At 72.8% G+C, this 18,649-nt stretch carries 21 protein-coding genes and 1 other RNA gene; 9 read left to right on the forward strand and 13 right to left on the reverse strand.

Features of this window, described 5'->3' with window-relative positions; genetic code table 11:
* Positions 1-579: a sugar O-acetyltransferase gene (locus tag E4623_RS16275; protein ID WP_245155119.1), complete on the reverse strand. Its 579-nt coding sequence runs from the start codon at positions 577-579 to the stop codon at positions 1-3.
* Between the two features lie 37 nt (positions 580-616).
* Here E4623_RS16275 and E4623_RS16280 point away from each other — a divergent pair, with 37 nt between their 5' ends.
* The 5 genes from E4623_RS16280 (at position 617) to E4623_RS16300 (ending at position 4,815) form a co-directional block, all read left to right on the forward strand.
* Positions 617-1,024, forward strand: a complete 408-nt coding sequence (locus E4623_RS16280) for an NUDIX domain-containing protein (protein WP_134767582.1) — start codon at positions 617-619, stop codon at positions 1,022-1,024.
* Positions 1,025-1,150: 126 nt separating this feature from the next.
* Positions 1,151-2,515, forward strand: a complete 1,365-nt coding sequence (locus E4623_RS16285; RefSeq protein WP_134767583.1) for a hemolysin family protein — start codon at positions 1,151-1,153, stop codon at positions 2,513-2,515.
* Entirely contained in the window at positions 2,512-3,546 is a 1,035-nt protein-coding gene (locus E4623_RS16290) for a hemolysin family protein (protein WP_134767584.1), read from the forward strand. Before E4623_RS16285 ends, E4623_RS16290 begins: the two co-directional genes overlap by 4 nt.
* Before the next feature lie 94 nt (positions 3,547-3,640).
* On the forward strand, positions 3,641-4,609 hold the full coding sequence (locus E4623_RS16295; RefSeq protein ID WP_134767585.1) for an iron-containing redox enzyme family protein: 969 nt from the start codon (positions 3,641-3,643) through the stop codon (positions 4,607-4,609).
* A complete protein-coding gene (locus tag E4623_RS16300) occupies positions 4,606-4,815 on the forward strand; it encodes a CDGSH iron-sulfur domain-containing protein (protein WP_245155120.1) in 210 nt (69 codons plus the stop codon). Before E4623_RS16295 ends, E4623_RS16300 begins: the two co-directional genes overlap by 4 nt.
* 59 nt (positions 4,816-4,874) lie before the next feature.
* Here the strand turns inward: E4623_RS16300 and E4623_RS16305 are convergent, their stop codons facing one another.
* Positions 4,875-5,516 (reverse strand): methyltransferase, encoded by a 642-nt coding sequence (locus E4623_RS16305; protein WP_134767586.1) that lies wholly within the window; start codon positions 5,514-5,516, stop codon positions 4,875-4,877.
* A gap of 82 nt (positions 5,517-5,598) precedes the next feature.
* The gene (locus E4623_RS16310) at positions 5,599-5,898 is read right to left on the reverse strand and encodes a LuxR C-terminal-related transcriptional regulator (protein ID WP_134767587.1); all 300 of its coding nucleotides are present in this window, start codon (positions 5,896-5,898) and stop codon (positions 5,599-5,601) included.
* 162 nt (positions 5,899-6,060) lie between these two features.
* Here E4623_RS16310 and E4623_RS16315 point away from each other — a divergent pair, with 162 nt between their 5' ends.
* Together E4623_RS16315 and E4623_RS16320 are read left to right on the forward strand one after the other, a co-directional pair.
* Complete coding sequence (locus tag E4623_RS16315; protein ID WP_134767588.1) at positions 6,061-6,504, forward strand: SRPBCC family protein; 444 nt, start codon at positions 6,061-6,063, stop codon at positions 6,502-6,504.
* 194 nt (positions 6,505-6,698) lie between these two features.
* Positions 6,699-8,663 (forward strand): ice-binding family protein, encoded by a 1,965-nt coding sequence (locus E4623_RS16320; protein ID WP_167736682.1) that lies wholly within the window; start codon positions 6,699-6,701, stop codon positions 8,661-8,663.
* A 37-nt stretch (positions 8,664-8,700) separates the two neighbouring features.
* Here E4623_RS16320 and E4623_RS16325 read toward each other — a convergent pair whose 3' ends face one another.
* The 5 genes from E4623_RS16325 to E4623_RS16345 all read right to left on the reverse strand — a co-directional run bounded on the left by E4623_RS16325 (position 8,701) and on the right by E4623_RS16345 (position 13,475).
* A complete protein-coding gene (locus tag E4623_RS16325) occupies positions 8,701-9,345 on the reverse strand; it encodes a dihydrofolate reductase family protein (protein ID WP_134767590.1) in 645 nt (214 codons plus the stop codon).
* 113 nt (positions 9,346-9,458) lie between these two features.
* On the reverse strand, positions 9,459-10,127 hold the full coding sequence (locus E4623_RS16330) for a class F sortase (RefSeq protein ID WP_209020711.1): 669 nt from the start codon (positions 10,125-10,127) through the stop codon (positions 9,459-9,461).
* A gap of 74 nt (positions 10,128-10,201) precedes the next feature.
* Positions 10,202-11,311 carry an ice-binding family protein gene (locus tag E4623_RS16335; protein ID WP_134767591.1) on the reverse strand — a complete coding sequence of 370 codons (1,110 nt, stop codon included), beginning with the start codon at positions 11,309-11,311 and terminating at the stop codon, positions 10,202-10,204.
* A gap of 200 nt (positions 11,312-11,511) precedes the next feature.
* Positions 11,512-12,747, reverse strand: coding sequence for an HNH endonuclease signature motif containing protein (locus E4623_RS16340; RefSeq protein ID WP_134767592.1), 1,236 nt, complete (start codon positions 12,745-12,747; stop codon positions 11,512-11,514).
* Between the two features lie 305 nt (positions 12,748-13,052).
* Positions 13,053-13,475, reverse strand: a complete 423-nt coding sequence (locus E4623_RS16345) for a BLUF domain-containing protein (RefSeq protein ID WP_167736683.1) — start codon at positions 13,473-13,475, stop codon at positions 13,053-13,055.
* Positions 13,476-13,749: 274 nt separating this feature from the next.
* On the opposite strand from E4623_RS16345, the gene E4623_RS16350 reads away from it, so the two are divergent.
* Both E4623_RS16350 and E4623_RS16355 read left to right on the forward strand, forming a co-directional pair.
* Positions 13,750-14,373: an RNA polymerase sigma factor gene (locus E4623_RS16350; protein WP_245155121.1), complete on the forward strand. Its 624-nt coding sequence runs from the start codon at positions 13,750-13,752 to the stop codon at positions 14,371-14,373.
* Entirely contained in the window at positions 14,370-15,344 is a 975-nt protein-coding gene (locus E4623_RS16355) for a hypothetical protein (RefSeq protein ID WP_134767594.1), read from the forward strand. The genes E4623_RS16350 and E4623_RS16355 overlap by 4 nt, the downstream gene beginning before the upstream one ends.
* Positions 15,345-15,545: 201 nt before the next feature.
* Here the strand turns inward: E4623_RS16355 and rnpB are convergent.
* From rnpB to E4623_RS16380, 5 genes are all read right to left on the reverse strand, one after another.
* An RNA gene (gene rnpB / locus E4623_RS16360) (RNase P RNA component class A) lies at positions 15,546-15,920 on the reverse strand.
* A gap of 45 nt (positions 15,921-15,965) precedes the next feature.
* Positions 15,966-16,310, reverse strand: coding sequence for a cytoplasmic protein (locus E4623_RS16365; protein ID WP_134767595.1), 345 nt, complete (start codon positions 16,308-16,310; stop codon positions 15,966-15,968).
* A gap of 54 nt (positions 16,311-16,364) precedes the next feature.
* Positions 16,365-16,562, reverse strand: a complete 198-nt coding sequence (locus E4623_RS16370; RefSeq protein WP_134767596.1) for a hypothetical protein — start codon at positions 16,560-16,562, stop codon at positions 16,365-16,367.
* Positions 16,563-16,592: 30 nt separating this feature from the next.
* The gene (locus tag E4623_RS16375; RefSeq protein ID WP_134767597.1) at positions 16,593-17,801 is read right to left on the reverse strand and encodes a YibE/F family protein; all 1,209 of its coding nucleotides are present in this window, start codon (positions 17,799-17,801) and stop codon (positions 16,593-16,595) included.
* Position 17,802: 1 nt separating this feature from the next.
* Positions 17,803-18,648 (reverse strand): transglutaminase family protein, encoded by an 846-nt coding sequence (locus E4623_RS16380; protein ID WP_134767598.1) that lies wholly within the window; start codon positions 18,646-18,648, stop codon positions 17,803-17,805.
* Position 18,649: the final 1 nt, after the last annotated feature.

Genomic DNA, 18,649 nt, shown 5'->3' on the forward strand with positions numbered 1-18,649 from the left:
TCAGACCTCGCGGACGACGCGCGCCGGGTTGCCCACCGCGACGACACCGGCCGGCAGGTCGCGGGTGACGACCGAACCGGCGCCGACGACGGTGTCGGCGCCGATCGTCACCCCCGGGCAGACGACGACGCCGCCGCCGAGCCAGACGTTGTCGCCGATCGTGATCGGCTTCGCGCCCTCCCACTTGGCGCGGCGGGGCTCGGGCTCGACCGGGTGCGTGGGCGTCAGCAGCTGCACGTTCGGCCCGATCTGGACGTCGTCGCCGATGGTGATCGCGGCGACGTCGAGGGCGACCAGGCCGTAGTTGGCGAAGCACCGCGCGCCGATGCTGAGGTGGGTGCCGTAGTCGACGAAGAGGGGCGGCCGGATCTCGGTGTCCTCGCCGATCGACCCGAGCAGCCGCTCGAGGAGCTCGCGGCGCAGGGGTCCCTGTCGTGAGGTGGTGGCGTTGTAGGCGTCGGCGAGGTCGCGCGCGACGAGGCTCAGCTCGGCCAGCTCCGGGTCGTCGGCGAGGTACTGGTCGCCGGCCAGCATCCGCTCGTGCATCGTCCGGCCGTCGGGCTCGTAGGGGGAGGTCACGCCGCTCAGCCTAGGGACCGGATCTAGGGTTCGGGCCATGAGCCGGCCCACCTTCGTCGTCGCCGCGGTCTGCCTGAGGGACGACGCCGGGCGGGTGCTGACCGTCCGCAAGCGCGGCACGCGCTCCTTCATGCTGCCCGGCGGCAAGATCGAGCCCGGCGAGACGCCGTCCGAGGCCGGGGTCCGCGAGGTCCGCGAGGAGGTCGGTCTCGACCTCACGGGCGTCGTCCTGCTCGGCCACTTCGTCGCGGACGCCGCCAACGAGCCCGGCCACCTGGTCGACTCGACCGTCTTCACCGCCGACCTGCCCGGCGTCCCGGCCGCGGCCGGCGAGATCGCCGAGCTGCGGTGGGTCGACCCCGCCGACGTCGGCGACGTCCGGCTCGCGCCGCTGCTGCGCGACCACGTGCTCCCGGCGCTGGGCCTGGGGTCCGGACTCGGCTGACCGGGCGCTTCGAGGGCCTCGTTATCCTGTCCCGACCATGGATGACACGCCTCGAAGTCCGAGCCCTCCTGACGACCGCGCCCCCAGCCCGTGGGGCGGCACCGAGGACGTCAGGAGGTGGTGGGCGTGAACGAGTGGGTCATGCTGGGCATCGGTCTCCTGCTCACCGTCGGGACCGGGATCTTCGTCGCCTCGGAGTTCGCGCTGGTCAACCTCGACCGGCACGACCTCGAGAAGCGCCGCGACGCCGGTGAGAAGCGGCTCGGTCCGACGATCGGCGCGCTGCGGATCACCTCGACGCACCTCTCGAGCGCGCAGCTCGGCATCACGCTGACGACGCTGCTCACCGGCTACACCTTCGAGCCGGCCGTGTCCTCGCTGCTGCGCGAGCCGCTGGTCACCGCCGGCGTCCCCGAGGGGGCCGTGCCGGGGGTGGGTGCCGTGGTCGGCGTCCTGCTCGCGACGCTGTTCTCGATGGTCGTCGGCGAGCTCGTCCCCAAGAACTTCGCGCTGGCCGTGCCGCTGGCGACGGCCAAGCTGGTCGTGCCGCTGCAGGTGGGGTTCACCACCGTGCTCAAGCCCGTCATCCTGCTGCTCAACAACACCGCCAACGCGCTCATCCGGGCGATGGGCATCGAGCCCAAGGAGGAGCTGACCGGCGCCCGGACCGCCGACGAGCTCACCTACCTGATCCGGCACTCGGCGTCCCAGGGACTGCTCGAGAAGGACGACGCCACGCTGCTCGACCGGAGCCTGCGGATCGCCGAGCGCGACGCCTCCGACGTGATGACGCCGCGCACGCAGATGACCTCGGTCGGCCTCGGCGCGACCGCCGCGCAGGTCATCGCCGCCGCGGCCGCGAGCGGACACTCCCGCCTGCCGGTGACGCACGGCGGCCCCGACGACATCGTCGGCGTCGTGCACGTCAAGCAGGCCTTCGCCGTAGCGCTCGAGGCCCGCGACACCACCCCGGCCGCCGACCTCATGGTCGAGCCGGTCCGGGTGCCCGAGAGCCTCGGCGCCCTCGCCCTCCTCGAGCGGCTGCGCGGCGAGGGACTCCAGCTGGCCGTGGTCACCGACGAGTACGGCGGCACGGCCGGCGTCGTCACCGTCGAGGACCTGGTGGAGGAGCTGATCGGCGAGCTGGAGGACGAGCACGACCGCTACCGCTCGGTGCTGACCCGTCGGGGCCGGTCGGTGACCTTCGACGCGACCTGGCGACCCGACGAGCTCGCCGCCCGTGCCGGCGTCCACGTGCCCGAGGACGACGACTGGGACACCGTCGGCGGCTTCCTGGCCGCCCGCCTGGAGCGGATCCCCGAGCCCGGCGACGAGGTCGAGATCGACGGCGGGCTGCTCCGCGTCGAGCGCGCCGACGACCAGCGCGTGACCCGCATCCTGTTCGTCCCCGCCGATCCCGACGTCGACCTCGCCGGCCGCCCCGGCGGTGCCGTCCCGGTGGCCGTCCCCGCCACGGGGGAGGCCCGATGAGCGAGTACCTGCCCGGCCTGGCCTGGCTCGTCGTCCTGCTGGCCGGCAACGCGTTCTTCGTCGGCGCCGAGTTCGCCGTCATCTCCGCGCGCCGCTCCCAGATCGAGCCCCGCGCCGCCGACGGCAGCAAGGCCGCCAGGACGACCCTGTGGGCGATGGAGCACGCCACGCTGATGCTGGCCACCAGCCAGCTCGGCATCACGGTCTGCTCGCTGCTCATCCTCAACGTCTCCGAGCCGGCGATCCACCACCTGCTCGAGTACCCGCTGGGGCTCTCGTCGCTGTCCGCGGACGCCGTGAGCGTGATCGCGTTCGTCGTCGCGCTGCTCCTGGTGACCTACCTGCACGTCGTGCTCGGCGAGATGGTCCCGAAGAACCTGGCGTTCTCGGTGCCCGACCGCGCCGCGCTGCTGCTCGCGCCCGCGCTCGTCCTCGTCTCGCGGGTCGTGCGGCCGGTGATCTCCGTGCTCAACGGCATCGCCAACCTGGTGCTGCGCACCTGCGGCGTCCAGCCCAGGGACGAGGCCACCAGCAGCTTCACGCTCGAGGAGGTCGCCGGCATCGTCGAGCAGTCGCACCGCGAGGGCACCCTCGCGGCCGAGGGGCCGCTCGCGGGGGCGTTCGAGTTCACCGACAAGTCGGCCGGTGACATCGAGGTGCCCCTGGTCGACCTCGTCCTGCTGCCCCCGTCGGCGACCCCCGCCGACGTCCAGCGGGCCGTCGTCGAGCACGGCTACTCGCGCTACGTCGTCGCCGACGAGGCCGGCGAGCCGGTCGGCTACGTGCACATGAAGGACGTCATGGAGATCGGCGCCGCCGAGTTCGACCTGCCGGTGCCGGCCAAGCGGCTGCGCCGACTGATCTCGATCTCCCGCGACGCCGAGCTGGAGGACGCGCTGGCCCGGATGCGGCAGCACGGCTCGCACGTGGCCCGGTCGGTCGACGCCGCCGGGGTCACCCGCGGGCTGCTGTTCCTCGAGGACGCCGTCGAGGTGCTCGTCGGGGAGATCCACGACGCCACGGCGGCCTGACGGCCTCCGGCCCGGCGGCCTCGTGCCGTCGGGCCGGAGGCCGTCACCCGACGGGGGGCGGTCGCGCGGCGCCCCGGCGAGGACACTGGTGGACATGCGACTTCCGACCCCCCGTGGCCCGCTCAGCGACCTCGTGGTCGGCCTCCTGAGCCGCCCGGTCGCGACGGACGCGGTCATCTTCCCCGTCCGGGACGAGACCCGCCCCGACGACGAGGCGATCACCCTGTGGATGCTGCACGAGCTGCACTACCGGGGCTTCGAGGACGTCGACGAGGCGTGGGAGTGGGCCCCCGCGCTGATGCCGTTGCGGCACCGCCTCGAGCGCAACCTCGAGCGTTCCCTGCGGCGGCGGTTCGCCGACGGCCGCCCGGGTCGTCCCGGCAGCCCCGACCGCGATGTCGTGGCTGACATCGAGGCCGTCATCACGGCCTCCGATGGCCGGTCGCTGGCCCGGCACGTCCAGCGGCACGCCTCGCGCGAGGAGACCCTGCACCTGCTGCGGCAGCGCTCGATCTACCACCTCAAGGAGGCGGACCCGACGACCTGGGTGGTGCCGCGGCTCGAGGCGACGACCAAGGCCGCGCTCGTGCAGGTGCAGTACGACGAGTACGGCGTCGGCGACCCGGCGCGCCTGCACCACGAGCTGTTCGCCCGGGGCATGGCCGCCTCGGGGCTCGACCGCGACTACGGCGCCTACATCGACGAGACCCTGCTGCCGGTCCTGGAGCAGAACAACGCGCTCAGCATGTTCGGCCTGCACCGCCGGCTGCGGGGCGCGGCCCTCGGGCACCTCGCGGTGTTCGAGGCGACCAGCTCGGTGCCGTCGCGCCAGCTGGCCCAGGGCCTGGCCCGGCTGGAGTTCCCCGACGCGATGGTCGAGTACTACGACGAGCACGTCGAGGCGGACGCCGTCCACGAGCAGCTGGTGCTGCACGACGTCTGCGCGGCCCTGGTCGCCGCCGAGCCCGACCAGCACGACGAGGTGCTGTTCGGCGCGTGGACCTGTCTCGACCTGGAGGGCCGCACGGCCGACGCGCTGTTCGACGACTGGGACGTCGCGTGACGGCCCGCGACCGCCCCGCCCCGCGGGTGCGGATGTGCGCCGGCGGGCCGATGCTCGTGCACGGCCCGATCAGCATCGAGAGCGAGGACGGCGTCGTCCACGAGAGCACCCGCCCGGTGAGCGCCGTGTGCCGCTGCGGGGCGACGAGCCGGGCGCCGTGGTGCGACGGCACGCACCGGCTGCTGCCGGAGAAGTCGCGGCCCTGACGCCGTCCTGAGGTCGGGCCCGGCGCCGTCCGGGCGACCCTCAGGAGGGCCGGGCGGTGTCAGGGGTGCAGGAGGCGGACCACGACGCCACCGTTCGTGCCGGCGCCGGCGCCGGCGCGACGTCGTCCCTCCTCCCGCCACCCCGCCTCGGCCGCGGTCGCGACGACCTGGTCGGCCTGGTCGTCGTCCCCGAGCTGGAGCAGCAGGCTCCCGCCGGGCTCGAGGTGGCCGCGGCACGCTCGGACGCACGCGTGGGCCACGTCCAGGCCGCCCGGGCCGCCGTCGATGGCGAGCACCGGGTCGTCGGGGAACCGCGTCACCTCGGTGGTGACGACCCACGGCGGGTCGGCGATCGCCAGCGCGAACGTCTCGCCGTCCGCGAGGGCGGCGTCCAGGGAGCCCTCGCGGACCTCGACCCGGTGCCCGAGGCCGGCGCCGTCGGCGTTCAGGCGGGTGAAGTAGCAGGCGGCCGGGTCGAGGTCGACGCAGACGATCGCGCGGCCCGACAGCGAGGCGGCGGCCAGGCCGATGTGCCCGGCGCCGCTGCACAGCTCGAGGAGCGGACCGTCGGGGCCGCCGTCCAGCAGCTCGGCGGCCCAGCGGGACTGGAGCTCGGTCCACGGTCGCGGCTCCAGGACGCGGCGGTCGTGCTCGATCGTGAGGCCGGCGAAGCGCAGCGAGTGCCGCTCGATGATGTCCATCCGAGCACTCTGCTCGTCGGAGCGCCGCAAGGCACCCCTCCGCAGGGGTGCCTGGTGACAGACACCCCTGCGGATGACGGGGTCAGGCGATGAGCTCGGCGGAGTCGTCGAGGTCGTCCAGGAACCCGTGCCGCACTCCCCAGACGACGGCCTGGGTGCGCGTCTCGACGCCCATGCGGCGGTAGGCCGAACGGATGTAGGTCTTCACCGAGTTGATGCTGAGGTACAGGGTGTCGGCGATCTCCTGGTTGCTCATCCCGGCCACGATGAGGCGCACCATGTCGCGCTCGCGGGGGGAGAGCTCGTCGGCGCTGACGGCGGCGGCGAGGCGGGAGACGTGGGCCTCGGGGACGGACGCGACGGTTTCGGGCTGGGACGTCATGGGAATGTCTCCTGTGTCGTGCGGTGGTTCGCCAGCGCTTCCCCGCGCCCCGGGCACCGCTAACCACCCGTGCGGGTGATCGTGCGCCGGTGGGCGTCCCGTGCCGGCGGGTGAGCCCGGCGGGTGAGCCCGGCGGACGGCGGCCCTCCGTAGCCTGGCGGCATGACGACCGTGACCCGCACCTTCACCGTCGACCCCGCCCCGGCGGTGGTCCTCGACTACCTCAAGGACTTCACCAACGCCACGGAGTGGGACCCCGGCACCGAGTCCTGCGTCCGCACCGACGGGACCGGACCGGTCGGCGTCGGCGCGAGGTTCCACAACGTCTCGAAGATCGCCGGGATGTCGACCGAGCTCGACTACGAGCTGAAGACGCTCACCCACGACACCCTCGTCCTCGTCGGCACGAACGACACCGCCACCTCCACCGACACGATCACGGTCGTGCCGGGACCGGGCGGCACCGGCAGCGAGATCACCTACGAGGCGACCATCGAGATGCACGGCGCCGCGAAGCTCGCGACCCCCGTCGTCAAGCTCGTCTTCGAGAAGGTCGGCAACGACACCGAGGACCAGATGACCGAGGCCCTCAACCGGCTGCGCTGACCGGGCGGCGTCCGCTATCGGTGTTCGCCGGACGCGGGTCGAAGTCGGGGCTACCGTCACGAGTGCAGGTAACCGACGTCCCCCACCAGCCTGGGTCTCCCGGCTGAGCTTCGCGGTACCTCGACCGAAGGCACTCCATGACGAGTCCGTCTCGATTCCCCCGTGAGCGCGCCACCCGGACCGTGCGAGTGGGGGTGGGTCTCTGCGGGCTGCTCGTCGCAGGGTCGCTCGCTCCGGCCTCCGCCGCACCCGCACCGCCCGCCGCACCCGCCGTCTCGGCCGCGTGGGTCGACCTCGGCGCCGCCGCCGACTTCTCCGTCCTCGCGGGCGCCGGGGTCGCGAACACCGGCCCCGGCACCGTGCTGGCCAAGGACCTGGGCCTGAGCCCGGCCGGCGTCATCGCGGGTTTCCCGCCCGGCAAGGTCGAGGGCGCCACCCACGACAAGGACGCCGGCGCCGCCACCGCCCAGGAGGACCGGGCGACCGCCTACGACGCGGCCGTGGGCCAGACGAGCACCACGACGTTCACCGGGGACCAGGCCGGCAAGACCTTCGGCCCGGGCGTGCACACCACGATCGCGGCGTTCACCAACACGGGCACGATCACGCTGGACGCCGGTGGTGACGCGAGCGCGGTGTTCGTGTTCCAGGTCGGGGCAGCGTTCAGCTCGGCGGCCGCCACGAAGGTGGTGCTCAAGAACGGCGCCCTGGCCAACAACGTGGTCTGGCAGGTCGTGGGAGCGGTCTCGCTCGGCGCCGGTGCCACCTTCGTCGGCACCTTCCTCGGCGCCGGCGCGGTGACCCTGGGGGCCGGCGTCTCGCTCAAGGGAAGGGTGCTGACCCCCGGGACGGTCGCCCTCACCGACAACCCCCTCATCGAGCCCAAGGACGACCTGACGGCGCCGGTCCTCACGATCGACGGAGGCGCGGCCCGGTCGAGCAACGACACGACGCCGCCGATCACCGGGCTGGTCGACGAGCCGGCCGGCAGCCAGGTGTCGGTCGCCGTCGCCGGTCAGGAGCTGCTCACCAGGACGACGGCCGGCGGGACCTGGAGCGTCAGCACGGCCGCGCTGGTCGAGGGCGACCACGTCGTGGTGGTCTCCGTCGCCGACGCCTCGCAGAACGTCGGGACGGCGAGCCAGGTGCTCACCGTCGACGTCACCGCGCCGGCGGTCGGTCTCGACGGACCCGCGCCGCGGGCCACCGACGACACCACCCCCACCATCTCGGGCACGACCGACGAGCGTGCCGGGACGGCGGTCCGGGTCGCGGTCGCGGGCCAGGAGCTCGCCTCGACCGTCGGCGCCGACGGCACGTGGAGCGTCGTGGCCGGTCCGTTGACCGAGTCCTCCCACCTCGTCGAGGCATCGGTGCGCGACGCGGCCGGGAACTGGGGCAGCGCGCTCCAGGTCCTCGACGTGGACGTCACGCTCCCGGTCGTGACCATCGACGGCGGCACGGCGCGGACGACGTCCGACACGTCCCCGTGGACCTACGGGACCTCGGGGGAGAAGGCCGGCACGCAGGTGCGGCTCGCGGTGGGCTCGCAGGAGCTCGTCGCCGTCGTCCGCACCGGCGGAGCCTGGAGCGTGAGCGCGACGGCGATGCCCGCCGGGACCTACCCCGTGGTGGCATCGGTGACCGATGCGGCCGGCAACACCAGCACCGCGACGCAGACCCTGACGGTCGGCACACCCCCCGTCGTGCCGCCGGTGGTCCCGCCCGTGGTCACGCCGCCCCGGTTCCGACCGGACGCCGCCGTTCGCGGCTCGTCGGGGAGCTTCGTCGGGTCCGGCGCCTACCACCCCACCGTCCAGCAGGTGAGCCAGACCGTGCCGCGCCGGCGGGCGGCGACGTTCCAGGTGCGCCTGACCAACCGGGGCGACGCGGCCGACCGTCTGTCGGTCCGCGCGTCGGCGGGGAACAAGCACCTCGCGGTCACCTACCGGGTGGGTCGTCGCGACGTGACCGGGGCCGTCGTCGGGGGTCGCTACCTGACCGACCGCCTCGCACCGGGTCAGTCCGTGGTGCTGGTCGCCGTGGTGAGCAGGCGTCCTGCGGCCCGGGCGGGCACGCGTCGCAGCTTCGACGTGTACGCCACGTCCTCGCAGGCACCGACGGTCCGGGACCGCGTGAGCGCCGTCGCCCGGACCTGACGGCACCCGACCGCACACCCTGGTGCCCTGCGGGCCGTCAGTCGCGCCAGTAGAGGTGGTGCACCGTGCCGTCGGGACGCGGGACGACGTCGTGCTGGTAGCGGTCGTCCAGCTCGTCGGGGGACTCCCACAGCCGGGACCCGGCGCCGAGCTCCAGGGGTGCGACGGCGACGTGCAGGGTGTCGACGAGGCCGGCGTCCAGGAACTGCCGCACGGTGTCGGCCCCGCCGCCGAGGCGGACGTCCCGGCCGTCGGCGGCCTCGAGCGCGCGCTCCAGCACCTCGCCGGGGCTACCGCTGACGAAGTGGAAGGTCGTGTCCGAGAGCGTGAACGACGCTCGCTCGTGGTGGGTCATCACGAGGACCGGGGTGTGGAACGGCGGCTCGTCGCCCCACCAGCCCTGCCACGCGTGGTCGGTCCAGGGGCCGCGGTGGGGGCTGAACTTGTTGCGCCCCATGATCTCGGCGCCGATGTTGCGGTGGAAGTCGCGGACCAGGTAGTCGTCCAGCCCGCGACTGCCGCCGGGGTCGGTCCGGTTGGGCCAGCTCGCCGTCGCGCCCGCCCAGCTCATCATCCGCATCGGGTCGGCATGGCCGAAGGGACGCGCGAGGCTCTGTCCCTCGCCGGCGGCGTACCCGTCGCTGGACACGGCGAAGTTGTGGACCCGGACCAGCTGTGTCATCGGTGCTCCTCGTCCGTGCGGTGGTCGGCACAGCGTTGACCGTCCGAGCGCGCCGAACTCATCGGCGGGTCGCGGCGGGCCAGGGCGGCGGCGCGGCGCCGAGCCGACGGCCCTCAGGGCGAGCGGGTGCCCGAGAGCTCGGCGAAGACGACCACGTTGTCCTCGTAGGTGCCGGTCGCCGCGTCGAGGCCACCACAGGTGATGAGGCGGAGCCCGGCGTGGTCGATGTCGCCGTAGACGGTCTCGGTGGGGAACGAGCTCTTGGCGAAGTCCGCGGTGCGGGTGACGGTGAAGACCGCCGTGCTGCCGTCCGCGCGGAGCACGTCCACCTCGTCGCCGGGCCCGAGCTCGCCGAGGCGTTTGAAGACCCCGGGCGACTCGTCGTAGTGGACGTGGCCGGCCAGGATGGCCGGTCCGAGCTCACCGGGGGTGGGCGAGCCGTCGTACCAGCCGGCGGGGAACGCGCCGGGGGGCACCTCGAGCGTCCCGTCCGGCATCAGGCCGAGGTCCATGACGTCGACGTCGACGCCGATCGTCGGGATGAGCAGGCGCTCGGGGTGGGACTGCGGCAGGAGCCCGGGAGGCCCCGGCCGGTCGCCGGCCTCGACGCGACCCGCCGCCGCGGCGGCCGGTGGCGTCGCGGAGGGACGCGATCTCTCGGCTGCCGTCGTCGACGTGACGTCCGACGGCGTCGGGTCCGACGGCGCTGGGCGCGACGTGGGGACGTCGGGTCCCGCGGCCGGCGTCGACCCCGTGGCGAGAAGGAACGTGGTCGCCGTCACGACCGCGGCGGTGGCTCCCGCGGCCAGTGCTGCCGCGACCCACCCCGACCGACGGCGTGTCCGTCGGTGCTGGGTCACCGGGACCGGCGACGCCGCAGCGCGGTCGTCCCGGCCAGGGCGAGTGCGCCCGCGAGGGCCGCGGTGAGCACGAGGGTGTCCAGGTGCTCGCCGGTCTCGCCGGCGGCCTCGCCGGTCGGGACACCGCCGGACGGCGGGCTGTCGATCTGGCCGCCGCCACCGCTGCTGTCGCCGCCGCCACCGCCGCTGTCGTCGTCGCCGTCGCCGTCGCCGTTGTCTCCGCCGCCGCCGTCACTTCCGCCGCCGCCGTTGTCTCCGCCGTTGTCTCCGCCGCCACCGCCGCCGTTGTCGCCGCCGTTGTCTCCGCCGTTGTCTCCGCCGTTGTCTCCACCGCCACCGCCGCCGTCACTGCCGTCGTCGTCCCCACCGTCGGTGTCGTCGTCGTTGCACAGCGGCGAGGTGATCACGTTGGTGTCGAGGGTCACCGCGCCGATGCGCGCCAGCGCGCGTCCTCGGAGCCGGGCGCCGGTCTGCATCGTGATGCTCTGGTCCGCCATGATCGTGCCGACGAACCGCGTCGTGGTGCCGATGGTGGCCGAGCTCCCGACCTGCCAGAACACGTTGCACGGGTCGGCGCCCCGCACGAGCACGACCGAGCTGCCCGAGCCGGTGGTCAGCGTCGAGCCGGCCTGGAAGACCCACACCGAGTCGGGGTCGTTCTGGCCGTCGAGGGTGAGGACGCCGTTCAGGGCCATCGCGGCCGGGCGCCGGTAGATGCCGCCGACGAGGGTCTCGCCACCGAGCTCGCTGTCGGCGGCGGTCCGCGGGGACTGTCCGGCGGCGTTGTTGTACGCCGTGGTCAGGTCGGCCTTGGCGGTCTGGGCGCGCTGGTCGCCGGCGTGGGTCGTGCCGCCGACGACGAGCGAGCCGGCCCCGGTGATGTCGGTGCCCGGGTGCAGGCCGATGCTGCGGTTGACCGTCGAGGGCCCGGTGTTGGTGATGGTGGAGCCGGCGAGGACCGAGAACTCGCGCGCGACGCCGAGGGGGACGACGGTCGGGTCGGCGTGGGCGATGCCTGCCCCGGGGGCCAGGACGAGCCAGGCGGCGACTCCGAGAGCCAGCGTGGCGCCGAGATGACGTCGGGACGAGGGGAGAGCGAGCGACATGGGTGCTCCGGTCACGAGATCGGACGAGGACCGCCAAGTCGGCGCCGACGATCCGGACACGACAGAGCGTGGTGTTTGACGGACATTACCTCTGGCTCGCCAGAAATGTGACGGCATCGGTCAATTGACCGGAAAGCACCCCGACGGCACCCGCTGCTGGCAGCTGGGACCTCGCTCGCCGCACGACGTCGCTGTCGGTCCTAGGTGCGGAGTGGGTGGGTGACTCCGCTGGCGTGGGCCGCGCGGTGGGCCTGGTGGTGGTGGAAGGGGCAGAGGAGTGCGGCGTCGTGGGTGTCGGTCCGGCCGCCTTTGGACCAGGGGGTGCCGTGGTGGGTGTGGCAGTAGGCGGCGGGGGTGGTGCAGGTGGGGTGTTGGCAGTGACGCTGCTCGAGGGCGATCGCAAGGCGTTGGGCGGGGGTGTGGAAGCGGCGCTTCCTGCCGAGGTCGAGGACCTGGCCCTGTCCGTCGAGGACGGCGGGGATGATCCCGGCGTCGCAGGCCATCCGGCGGGCCTGAGCGGGTGAGAGGGCGACGCCGGTGTCGAGGTGCGCGGCGAGGCCGCCGAGGAGGGTCTCGAGGGTCATCGTGACCACGACGGTCGCACTGGTCCCGCCGAGGCTCGGGAGCTGGTCGGTGGGGTAGCGCTCGACGTACTCGCAGAACGCCTGCCCCAGCCTCTCCGGGGTCGGCCTCTCGTGGTCGTACGTCCCGGCGCCGTGCTCGGCGCGGACGTGCTTGGGCGCGGCGATCGCGGCCAGTGCCTTCCTCAGCATGGAGGCCTGGACGGATGGCATGGTGAACCGGCCGTGGGCGAGGCCCTCGCCGTCGTCCCACAGCGTGAACGTGGTGCGCTTGCGGGCCCGAGCCTCCTCGGCCTCCAAGAGCTTCGCTTCGTGGTCGTCGGCCCGGTCGGGGTCGATGGTCTCCAGGATCCGCCGGCCGAGGGTCTTCAGGTCGTGGGCGTCGTGGTGGGCGGCCTCGCCGAGCAGGTGCGCCTCGGCCTTCTCACGCCACTGGGCGTGGTCGCCGTCGAGGTCGCCGACGGCGGCGGCGATGACCCTCGCCTGCTCGGCGTGCACCCGACCCGCAGCCATCGCGACCCGGGTGGGTTCGTGGGCGGCGAGGTCCCCGGCCAGCCGGACCTTGCGGGACGCTTCTCCGCCGGTGACCCGGGTGACCCGCGCGAGCCACGCGGCGAGCGACCTGGCCCCGATCGTGGCCGGCAGGTCGAGGACCCCGGCGTGCCCGAGGACCCGGGCCTCGAGCTCCTGGACCCCGGCCACCACCTGTGCCAGCCGCGGCACCAGGTCGGCGGTCGCAGCGGGGTCCAGCGACCACGTCGGAGCATCCACCAGGGCCGCGAGCTCGGCCTCGAGGACCGCGACGAACCGGGCGACGGGGTGTCCGTCGTGGTGGTCGTCGTGGTGCTTGCTCATGGTCCGATTCTACGCCGCGCGACGGACAATCGACGCTGTGTTCGGACATCTGTGGATGACTCCGAGCTGGGGGCAGCCGTCGCCGCATCGAGAAGGCGGTCGAGCTCCGGGTCGGCCGGGACGCAGGCATCGCCACCGAGAACCCGAAGCGTCGAGCGTCGGCTAAGTCGCCGTGCCGATCGTCGTCGTTGTCTCGATGGGCATCGTGGGCTGCACCCGCTGCGCGCGCCCGTCGCACGGCGTTTTCAGTCACCGAGCAGTCACGCGACGCGGACGAGAAACACCGACCTGGCGGAGGGGCGACCTCAGATGCGGTTGTAGCGCTTGAACACGCTCAACATCGTGCTCACGTGCTGGGTGCCGGGCGCGTCGTCGCCGGGGGGCAGCTGCAGGAAGTCGTTGAATCCGTCGAGGTGGTCGACGGCGATCCCGGTGATGTCGTTGAAGCCCATCGACCAGTCCGGGAACGAGCGCTGATCGAGCGGGTCGCGCAACACCTCGATGATCCCGGTGTGCCGGGGGTCCGCCTCGATCGTCTCGAAGGTGGCGACGACGGCCTCGTCCGGTCCCTCGAGGGTCTGGATGATGTTGCCGCCGCTGTAGAACAACATGCCGGTCAGACCCTCCTGAGCGTTGCTGACGCGCCACGCGACCAGCAGCTCGGCCAGCTGGTCACCCGTGAGCAGCTTGGTCGCGGAGCTCAGGTAGGTGAGGGACAGCACGGTCACGAACACTACCTGCCCTGTCGGCGACGTCCTCGCTGTTCTGGTGCACTGAGTCGCCCCCGTGAGCGGGCCTTCGTTCTTCGTCGACCGAAGCCCGGGCCGTATCCGCCTGCCGCGCCTACTGGCCGTCATGGCCGAAGCGTGCCACGTGGTCGAGCGCCAGACTCTCGGCGAGAACGCCCCCGTCGCGGCATGATCGGGCGCTACGCGGGCATGCCTGCCGCATGGTCAGCAGCCCCAATCTCGGCTGGTCGGGCAGTTCGTGAACAGTTTCGGCGTGGAGCGCGATGAAGTGAGTATGAGAGCTGCTAACCAGTCGCTGAGACCGCCGGAGTGCCCACCGCCCCCGCTTGTCGACGACCATTCACTCATCGCTGACTCGCTGGAGCAGCCCGAGGTGTTCGGCGAGGTGTTCGAGCGTCATGCCGCGCAGATGCACCGGTTCCTCAGCCGAAGGTTGGGTGACCGGGCCGATGACCTGCTCGGCGACCTCTTCGTGATCGCCTTCGAGTCGCGGGCGAAGTACCGGGCGGAGCTGGCTGACGCACGCCCGTGGCTGTACGGGATCGCTACCAACCTCGTTCGCCAACACCACCGAGCCGAGGCCACCCGGTACCGCGCCTCTGCACGGGTGCCTCTGACGGTTGTCGCAGCGGATTCCTCCCATGAGGCCGTTTCGTCGGCGGACGCGGCAGCGTTGCGGCCCCGTCTCGCAGAGGCACTGGCGGCGCTGAAGCCAGCCGACCGCGATGTCCTCCTGTTGATGGCCTGGGGGCAGCTCGACCAGACCGAGGTCGCTTCTGCCCTTGCCATCCCCCTTGGGACCGTGCGGTCCCGTCTCCACCGGGCCCGTCAACAGCTACGGCCCGTCCTCGACGACCTGCAGGGAGCACTGCGATGAACGACCTCGACCTCCTCGACCGTTTCGGTCCCCGACCGCCGACCAGCCCTTCCGATGCCGCGATGAGTGCAGCCCGTCAGCGCCTCGACGACGCCATGGCAGAAGCGCCTGGACCCACCCGTCTACCGCGTCGCCGCCTGCCTCTGGTCGCCGTTGCTGCCGCCGCAGCAGTCGCTGCCGTCGGGGTGACCACCACCCCAGCCCTCGTCGGCTCTGACGGTTCGGTTGCGGTCGCATCGGTCGACCCGCTGACCTTTCCCTTGACCCCTACGGCGCTGCCCGACGCACTGGGTGACCCCGTCTTCGAACGCGAAGCAGACAGGTTTGTGGCAGCCCGCTACGGGCCGATCACGAACGGACTCAGCATCGTCACCGACGTCGAGGACGACGGCTACTGGGACATCCCCGACGACTCGCCCACCACCGACATCGACGGGCACGAGGCCCGCATCGTCAACCGCACCGTCTACGGCGGAACTCCGCAGGGTGCTGCGGCAGTGAGCATGATCTGGGAGGGCGATGACGGCGACTGGACTGCGGTCACGGGTTCGGGCGACTACGCCGACCCCGCCCGCGTCGAAGCCTTCGCCGAGTCGCTGCAGGACAAGCCGCAGCCCGTTGACCTGTCTCTCGCCGTCGCCCCCGAGGGCTGGACCCTCGCCACCTACCAGGCAGACCGGATCCTCGTGTTCGTGGCACCCGACGGCGACGCCCGTGATGGCCTGACGGTGGCACTCACACCTCGGGCCAGCTCCGACCTCTCCGGGTACGGTGCCCGTGAAGTCGGGAACCTCACCGTCAACGCGACGCCGGCGGCCATCGGTCGACAAGACTCAGATCACGGCGGCGACCCCACCTGGATCCTGGTGGCCCAGACGACAAGCGGACAGACGTTCTCGGTCCAGGCCCCTGCCAGTCTCACCCGTGATCAGGTCATCCAGATCGCCGAAGGCGTCACCTATCGGCCCTGACCATCCTCTGCCGGGTGGGCACACAGATTGCTGTGTGCCCACCCGCACTGGCGTTGGGAGTCGATACCCGCATCAACGGCTTCTCTCCCCGCGCGACGCCATCGACAGCGTCGCTGGGTCCGTCGTCGAGTCTGGAGCTGAGTCCGACCTGAGTCCGACCCATTCGCTGGATCGATGGTGTCGCAGGTCAGGGGCCCAGTGCGAACGGGCCGGCCTGTAGGCCGGGTTCTGTCCTCGGCGAGCCGAGGGGCGACCATCCATCTACGACCGTCGTTGCCGACGGCCTCCAGCGATCTACCCGCGCACTCGGGCGAGCAGCCCTCGGACGTGCGCTGTCTGATCTTGCTCCGGGCGGGGTTTGCCGAGCCACGCCGGTCGCCCGGCGTGCTGGTGGTCTCTTGCTCCACCGTTTCACCCTTACCTCCCTCGGTTGCCGTCGGGAGGCGGTCTGTTCTCTGTGGCACTGTCCCGCGGGTTGCCCCGGGTGGGTGTTACCCACCGCCCTGCTCTGCGGAGCCCGGACCTTCCTCGGGGACCCGGATCTCTCCTGGTCCACGCGGTCGCCCGGCCGGCCCGTTCGCTCCAGCAGGATAGCGGTACGTCGCCGCCCGGGACTGGTCGTCAGTCGGTCGGCCCGAGCCGCGGGGGCCGCCGGGGTCCGGGACCGGGGGGCTCCTTGAGCTCCACGAACACCACGTGGGTGTCGGTGTCGCCGATGTTGTGCCCGCTGTGCTCCTGGGCGTCGAGCCACCGGGCCGTGCCGGCCGGGAGCTCGACGTCCACCTCGGTCCCGCCGGCCCGCAGCGTCCGGCGGAACGACGACAGGGTGATCATCACGCTGTCGGGGTGCCGGTGGGTCGTCGTCCGGTCACCCGGGTGGTCGGTGTACTCGAGGACGCGGACCCGCTCGTTCTCGAGCACGACGCGGTAGTGCTGCGGGAGCGACTCGACCGGGTCCGGCGTCATTCCCGGAGGCTACGCCGACCGGTCGCGGCCCGGGCGGTGCGAGGCCGTCCATCCTCAGGACGGGGGAGTCCGGACCAGCCCGGACGACGCCGCGCCCTCGCCGGTCCACGCGCCGACCGCTCCGTGCCGCTCACGGAACGGCGCGGGTGCGGTCCCGGTCCACTCGCTGCCGCGGAGGAACCAGGCCGTGCCGGCCACGACCAGCGTCAGCACGAGTGCCGGCAGGGTGACCAGCCGCGACGTCCTCGTCATCGTCCCTCCTCCGACCGTGGGACGGTCCGCTCACTCGGCGGGTTCCCGGCCCGGTGGCAGCGTGGCCACCGCGATGGCGGTGGTGAGCGGCACCGCGAGCACCAGCGCGATGCTGGTGGCGAGGGTGCGGACGACCTCCTGGCCGATCTCCTCGGTGGCGAGCAGGTCGAGGAACGGTTGCTGGTAGAGGCGGAGCACGAGCAGCACCGTCAGGGCGGTGCCGGCGTAGGCGAAGACGATCGTGTAGATCGTCGAGGCGATGTGGTCGCGGCCGATCCGCATGCCGCTGGCGAAGACCTGCGCCCGCGACATCGCCGGCGCCGCGGCACGGATCTCCCACACCGCGGAGGCCTGGGTGATCGTCACGTCGTTGAGGACACCGAGGCCGGCGATGATGATGGCGCAGGCGAACAGGCCGGGGAAGGTCACGTCGCCGGCGAAGGTGCTCAGGACCCTCGACCCGTCGTCGGCGACGCCGGTCAGCCGGGTGCTGCTGACCGCGAACGAGCCGAGCAGCGCCGTGAGGCCGATGCCGGCCAGGGTGCCGCCGAGCGCCGCGCTCGTGCGTAGCGACCACCCGTGGGTGGTGTAGAGGACCACGAACATGATGGCTGCCGACCCGACCATGCCGACCAGCACCGGCGACTCGCCCGACAGCAGCGCGGGCAGCAGGAACACCCCGATCACGCCCGCGCTGAAGGCCAGCCCGAACAGCGCCATCAGCCCGCGCAGCCGGGCGACCGCGAGGACGACGACCACGAAGACGAGCAGCAGCAGCGCGACCGGCTGGGTCCGGACGGTGCCGAAGTAGTTGAGGGTGGCCCCGCCGCCCGGGGCGTCCGCGCGCGGCGGCGTCCGGATCAGCTTGACCGAGTCACCCACCTGCAGCTCGCTCTCGAGGACGTCGGGCGGCACGCCGCCGGCGGTGGTCTCGGTGCCGGCGTCCTCGCCCTCGCTGACGCGGACCCGGATCGTGCCGCACCCCTCGGCCTGCTGGTTGTCGGGGCACGGCTCCTCGACCTCGAGCACCTCCGCCGCGGGGAAGGTGACGCCGGGCGCGGCGAACTGGACGTCCTGCGCGAGGTCGTCGACCTGGTCGCCGTCGGGCCAGAGCCACACCACGCCGACCACGGTCACCAGGAACGCGAGGGCGAGCGCGCCGAGCAGCACCGCCTTGGGGCCGCGCTGGACCTCGACGGCGTCGTCGTCGCCCGCCCGGTGCGAGTGCGAACCGCCCACGTCAGGCGAGACGGGTGACGTCGACGGCCACCGTCATCTGGGAGGTCGCGGCGCCGGAGTAGATCCCGCTGATGGGCCGGACGTCGGCGTAGTCGCGCCCGTGGGCCAGGGAGACGTAGCGGTCGTCGGGCTCGGTGTCGTGGCACGGGTCGAAGGCGCGCCAGCCGTCGTCCCACCACTCGACCCAGGCGTGGGAGGACCCCGACACGGTCGTCCCGACGGCCGGGGCGGCGTCGGGGTGGACGTAGCCGGAGACGTAGCGCGCGGGGATCCCCACCGACCGCAGCCCGCCGACGACGAGGTGCACCATGTCCTGGCAGACGCCGGCCCGCTGCTGCCACGCGGCCGCCGCGGGGGCCCGGACGTCGGTCGAGCCGGCCGCGAACTCGACCTCGTCGTGCACGAGCGCGCACAGGTCGCGCGCGGCCTCGCCGGGGAGCTCGTGGTCGGCGGCGACCTGCTTGGCGCGCTGCGCGAAGTCGGCCGGCGGGACGACGAGGTCGGGCAGCGTCAGGAACTCGGTCCACCGGTCGGCGACCTCGCGGGTGCCGAGCGCCTCCCAGGTGGTCGTGGGCGGCGGCGCGGCCGGCCGGTTGGTCTGCACCGTCGAGGTGGCCCGCACCGTCATCGCCTCGTGCGGGTCGACGACCTCGAACGCCGTCACGGCCGCGCCGAAGTAGTCGCGGTACTCGTAGGTCCACGGCTTCGGCGAGATCTCGAGCCGGTGGTGGACGACGATCTGCCCGGGCGTGGTGACCGGCGTCAGCCGGGCCTGGTTGTAGGACGCGACCGAGCGGCCGTCGTACTCGAACGTCGTGGCGTGGGTGATCCGCAGCTGCATCGACATG

This window comes from Nocardioides sp. 1609 (assembly GCF_004522105.1).
Taxonomy (GTDB): Bacteria; Actinomycetota; Actinomycetes; order Propionibacteriales; family Nocardioidaceae; genus Nocardioides.